This is a genomic window from Variovorax sp. 01T432 (genome assembly GCF_056398605.1).
Genome location: NZ_JBFTPS010000105.1, coordinates 1 through 5,459 on the forward strand (window position 1 = coordinate 1; position 5,459 = coordinate 5,459).

Sequence of the window (5,459 nt, forward strand, 5' to 3'; positions counted from 1 at the left end):
TCAGCTGCACACGGTGGACATGGGCACGGGTGAGATCGTCAACGTGCAGATCAAGCGAGCCAAGGTCATGGAGCACTTTGCCAATCGCCAGCCCTGTCTGATCGCCATTGAAGCCTGCGGCGGTGCGCATCACTGGGCGCGTGAATTGATGGGCTAGGCCACAGCGTGCGCCTGCTGCACGCCAAGGCGGTGCGCCCTTTCGTGAGCGGCAACAAAACCGATGCGACGGATGCTCGAGCAATCTGGCTAGCCGTGCAACAGCCTGGCGTCAAAATGGTGGGCATCAAGACGGCGGCCTAGCAAGCCACGCTCGTGCTGCATCGCCAGCGAGAACTCATGATGAAGATGCGCATCATGCGGTTCTGTCGCGATAAGCCGGTCGGCCACAATCGAGCCCATGGTTCCGCTCCACGTCCAACTTGCGAACTCGACCCTGCGAGGGGTCATCAGGCGTTTGCATTTCCCGCTGGAGATCATGCTGGTGTGCGTTCGCTGGTACGCGGCCTATCCTTTGAGCCTGCGCAACCTGGAAGAGATGATGGCCGAGCGCGGTGTGCTGGTCGACCACGCCACGGTCCACCGCTGGTCACTGAAGATGCTGCCCGTGTTGGCCAAGGTGTTTCGTCGGCGTAACCACCCGGTGGGGCGCTCGTGGCGCGTCGACGAGACCTACGTGCTCGTGGGCGGGCAGTGGAAGTATCTGTACCGAGCTGTCGATCGGCTGGGCCAGACGGTTGACTTCCTGCTGACCGCGCGCCGTGACGCAGCGGCCGCGCGCCGGTTCTTCGAGCGCGCGATCGCCCAGCACGAAGTGCCCGAGAAAATCATCATCGACAAGAGCGGTGCCAACACCGCTGCGGTGCGAGGTCTGCTCGTCGATCGCGGCGGCGTCATCGAACTTCGTCAGTCCAAGTACTTGAACAATCTTGTGGAGCAGGACCACCGCGCCGTCAAACGACGAGTCCGACCGATGATGGGGTTCAAGTCTTTTCGCTCTGCTGCGCGCCTGATTGCCGGCATCGAGACCATGCACATGATCAAGAAGGGGCAATTGCGCGGCCCCGGCGGCTTGGCATTTTCACATGCCGACTACTTCTACAGTCTCGCCGTCCGTTGATCCGGACAACTACGGGACTTCATCCGCCTCGACCGGCTTATCGCGACAGAACCCGCTCGACCGCATCCAGCAGGTCCAGTTGTAGGCAGAAGGCGGAACCCCGATCTCAGGCCAAGTCCTTGTCGTGCAAAGGCTGGCTCGCTTCACCCTTTTGGGGGAATCTCGGAGCCCGGACGGGGTCAGGCTAGGCCGTCGCTGGCTATGCCGTCCCAGGTGGCTTCTGCTTCTCTCTACCGCGCCCGGTACTACCCAACGATTTCAGCCGCTTTCCGAAAGCGCGAACTGCGACAGTCGACCTCACGTCCCGGGAAAGCGGCTCACCTGCGGGCAGCCCGAGCCGTATAGCCAACGATTCGCGCTTCAGTCTGTGCGGTTGTCCGGTACACGCCGCGCTGCTTGGTGCGCAGCAGAACGCCGGAAGCGATCCAGGACTGAATCATGTGGCGCGCGACGCCGCGCGCAATCAACTCACCGGCTGTGACGGCCTTGCCTTGCGCACGGCGCGGCGCCGCCGCCTTGTTGGTCTTCGTCGACACCGGCGGCGCTGGCGGATCGACGACTCGCGGCTCCCGTGAGCGCTTGCGCGACGGCGCCACGGCGGGCGACGGCTGTGGCGCTGTCGACGCCGAGGATGCATCGTCGAGTTCGATGCCGAACAAGGCCGACAGATCTGTGCCGTCCAAGTCACCTTGCGTGTCGGGTAGCGCCATCGTCGGCATGTTGCCGGCGCGTATCAATTCCAGCGGCTCCACATGGCGCAGCCGGAACAGCAGTTCCGGCTCGTTGTCCAGCCGAGCACCGACACCGTACAGCGTCGCCGCGACATGCTTGCACATCGACGCCGCGTCAGGGCAACTGCAACGCAAGCTGATTTGCCGCGGCAGCGGGAACAACCCCTCGCCGCGGCGCGTCACTGTTTCCATCACCGCTTTTGATAGGCGGCCCTGCAGCAACTCGATCAGTGAAGCGACCTTGCCCGAGCATTCCTTGATGATCGCGTCCCACGTCGTCGCTGCCAGCGGATGCACACCGATCTCTACGCTGTAGAGCTGGGATCCGGACACGAGCGCGTTCACCTTTCCGGTCTCGATGCGCAAATCGATCACAGAGCCGTTGCGCGCGTAGGTCCGCCCGCGCGGCAGCCGGTTCGCAAAATCGCTGTAGGACTCCAGGTTGTCACACCAGGCCTTGCCCCAGAAGCTTTTGGCGATGGCACGGCCTTCGATCGTGACCGGTTGGCAGAGCTGGCCCTTCTTCGCCAGCGCCGCGACTTTTTGCTTCGCTTTGAGTTGCCGTTGTGCCACCGGAACGTAAGGCGTCCAGCGGCCATAGTCGTGTCGTGCCATGTGTTGTCCCGCACTCCCAAACAAGTTTGCCTCGTGGCCTCTCAGCCCGCCTTGCCCTCGGCCATCGCACTGCCGATATCGAGCGCGACCATGCGCAGCAATTCGTCGTTGCTCAGCTCCGTCAACAGTGTCTCGCCGCCGCCCTCGATGATCTGGTTCGACAATCCCAGTTTAGCCTCGACGAGGGCGTCGATCTTCTCTTCCACAGTGCCGCGGCAGACGAACTTGTGAACCAGCACGTTCCTCTTCTGCCCGATTCGATAGGCACGGTCGGTCGCCTGGTTTTCCACGGCCGGATTCCACCATCGATCGAAATGGACGACGTGCGATGCGGCGGTCAGGTTCAGGCCTGTGCCCCCCGCTTTGAGTGACAGGACGAAGAACGGCGGTCCCTGCTCGCGTTGAAACGCGTCGACCAGCGCCGCGCGTGCCTTCACCGCGGTGCCGCCGTGAAGCACCAGGCCGGATCGCCCGAAAACGCCTTGCAAAAACTGCGCGAGCGGCCCCGTCATTTCCTGGAACTGGGTGAAGACCAGCACCTTCTCCTGGCGCGCGGCGACTGCCTCGCACAACTCCCCCAGGCGTGCGAACTTGCCGCTATCATGCGGCCCGTACGCACCGTCGCCCAGCCATTGCGAAGGATGGTTGCAGATCTGCTTGAAGCGCATCAGGAAGGCCAGGACCACGCCGCGCCGCTCGATCCCCTCCATGGTCTCGATCTGCGTGGCCAGCGCGTCGACTGACTGCTGGTACAAGCTCGCCTGGACTCTGCTCAGTGCGCAGTAGGCCTTGACCTCGGTCTTGTCGGGCAGGTCGGCGATGACCCGCTTGTCGCTTTTAAGGCGCCGCAGGATATAGGGCTGCACCAGCCGGCGCAGCGGCGCGTAGTCACCGTGCTCACTGTCCGCCAGGCGGCGCACGAAACGGTTGAAGGTCGCTGCCGACCCCAGCAGCCCGGGGCAGATGAAATCGAAGAGCGACCACAGATCGCCGAGCCGATTCTCCACGGGCGTGCCTGTCATCGCGAAGCGCACACGGCTCTTGATCGCCTTGATCTTGCGCGTCTGCTGTGCGCCGGGGTTCTTGATGGCCTGCGCTTCATCCAGCACGACCAAGGACCACTGCACTTCGGCCATCCAGGGCAAACGCGTCACGGTGCTGTAGCTCGTCACGACGATGTCGGCGCCCGCCAGCCGTTCTTCAGAGAGCGTGGCCAGTTCCTTGGCTGGAATCACCGAAGGGTGCGCGACCAGCAGTCGCAAGTGAGGTGCAAAGCGCGCTGCCTCCGCCTGCCAGTTGGCAATGAGCGAAGCGGGCACGACCAGAAGATGCGGCCCCGGGTCACGCTCGCGCTTGGCCAGCGAGAAGAGCGCAAGCACCTGAACCGTCTTGCCCAGGCCCATGTCGTCGGCAAGACAGCCCCCCAGCCCCAGGCGATTGAGCCACCACAGCCATTGGACACCCTTGCGCTGGTAGGGCCGCAGTTGCGCCAGGAGTTCGGGCTGCGGATCGGGCCCTTCCCCTGGTTCACGCAGTTGTGCGAGCGCATCGTGCAACCAGTCGCCCGCCACCACTGTAGACCACTCGGCGGTGGTTTCCGCCAGCACCGCGGTGGCCGCACCATCGATGGCGGCGCCCGACAGCAGGCGCATCCCTTCGAGAAAGGACATTCCGTCGGTGGCGGCCGAACGCTGCACCGTCTTCCAGTGGGCTAGCACGGCGTCGAGCTTTTCGCGGTCGACCTCGACCCAGCGTCCCTTGAGTCGCACCAGACCGTCGCCGGCTTCGACCAGATGCCTCCAATCCTCCGCGGAAAGCGCCTCCCCGTCGAGCGTGAGTTCAGCCTTGAAGTCGAGCATCGTGGCCAGCCCAATGCCCGAGGCCTGCTGACCCAGCTTCACCCGGACTTGCGGGCGCGGCGGGTGCCGCGGCTTCCACCAGTCCGGGATGCGCACGATCAGCCCGCTGGCCTCGAATAGGGGCACGCTGCGCAGGAACTGGTGCGCCTCGGGTGGTGACCAGGCCAGCGGATGGAACACTTTCCCTTCATCGACCAGAGATTTGAGCCACGGGCTCTGCTCGGCCGCCTTGTGCACCGGCATCAGCAGCTTCAGCAACCCGGCGCGATCCTGGGCCTGCGAATAGCCGTGCAACGCCCGCCCCAACGGCACGTGCTGGACGCGAGCATCCTTTGACACATGGCTCGCGCAGGTGGCAAGAAAGGCGAACGGTGCCAGTTCGTTGCCCTTGTTCTCCGCCAGATGAAAACAGACCCGGCCGACCAGGTTCCAGCTAGGGTGCTTGCCTCGCAGCCACGAAGCGATCGCGCCGCCGCTGGCGGCGATTTCCTCGCGCACTGCCGTATGCATGTCCACCCACCATGCATCGAGCACCGCGCCGTCGAGGTATTCCGCACCCGTCATCGGTGGCGCTGCGGCTGCCAGTTGCTCCAGCTCTGCGCGGGGGGCGGGCAACTCGACGTTCGCCCAGTCTTCGGCCAGCCTGGCAAGAGCGGTCAGCCTCACCATAAACAGATGTGCGAACTCGCGCCCGAAGGCTAACGAGGGTGGCAGGGCGGCGCCCAATTCCACAGCGCCCAGCTGCAGCAAGCATTGCGCGCCGCCGCGCTCGTAGGCTTTGCGAATCCGCGTGGCCGTGGGCGATACCGGGGCGTCGCCGATGTCGTGTGCGATCTCGAGGTAGACCCGGCCGGCCGGCGAAATGGCAAGCTCAAGACCCAAGCCCACGGGGTCGCCCTGGGGGTCAGACTTAGCGCCATCGAGATCAGCCATGAGGGAGCATTCTCGCTGGAGCGGGGCAAGAGACGCAGTCAGGACGAGACAGCGATAGACATGATGGCCCGTCCTCGGAGGAGGCGGACAGTAGATGGGAGATGGAAGGTCTGCCTCCTGCAGGAGTACCGTGGGTTGCGCACTGCGAGTGCGCCGAGCCACATGCAGAACACCCGAGGGTGTGATCTGCAGCTTTGCACAGGA

Annotated in this window: 3 protein-coding genes and 1 pseudogene; 2 read left to right on the top strand and 2 right to left on the bottom strand. The window is 64.3% G+C overall.

Annotated elements, in window-relative coordinates:
• Window positions 1–360, top strand: a pseudogene (locus tag AC1DNF_RS35140) (IS110 family transposase); the annotation flags it as partial.
• A 37-nt stretch (window positions 361–397) separates the two neighbouring features.
• The gene (locus tag AC1DNF_RS35145; RefSeq protein ID WP_478153498.1) at window positions 398–1,117 is read left to right on the top strand and encodes an IS6 family transposase; all 720 of its coding nucleotides are present in this window, start codon (window positions 398–400) and stop codon (window positions 1,115–1,117) included.
• A 317-nt stretch (window positions 1,118–1,434) separates the two neighbouring features.
• Here the strand turns inward: AC1DNF_RS35145 and AC1DNF_RS35150 are convergent, their stop codons facing one another.
• Both AC1DNF_RS35150 and AC1DNF_RS35155 read right to left on the bottom strand, forming a co-directional pair.
• Window positions 1,435–2,463: an SWIM zinc finger family protein gene (locus AC1DNF_RS35150; protein ID WP_478153500.1), complete on the bottom strand. Its 1,029-nt coding sequence runs from the start codon at window positions 2,461–2,463 to the stop codon at window positions 1,435–1,437.
• A 41-nt stretch (window positions 2,464–2,504) separates the two neighbouring features.
• Window positions 2,505–5,255 (bottom strand): DEAD/DEAH box helicase, encoded by a 2,751-nt coding sequence (locus AC1DNF_RS35155; protein ID WP_478153502.1) that lies wholly within the window; start codon window positions 5,253–5,255, stop codon window positions 2,505–2,507.
• Window positions 5,256–5,459 lie beyond the last annotated feature (204 nt).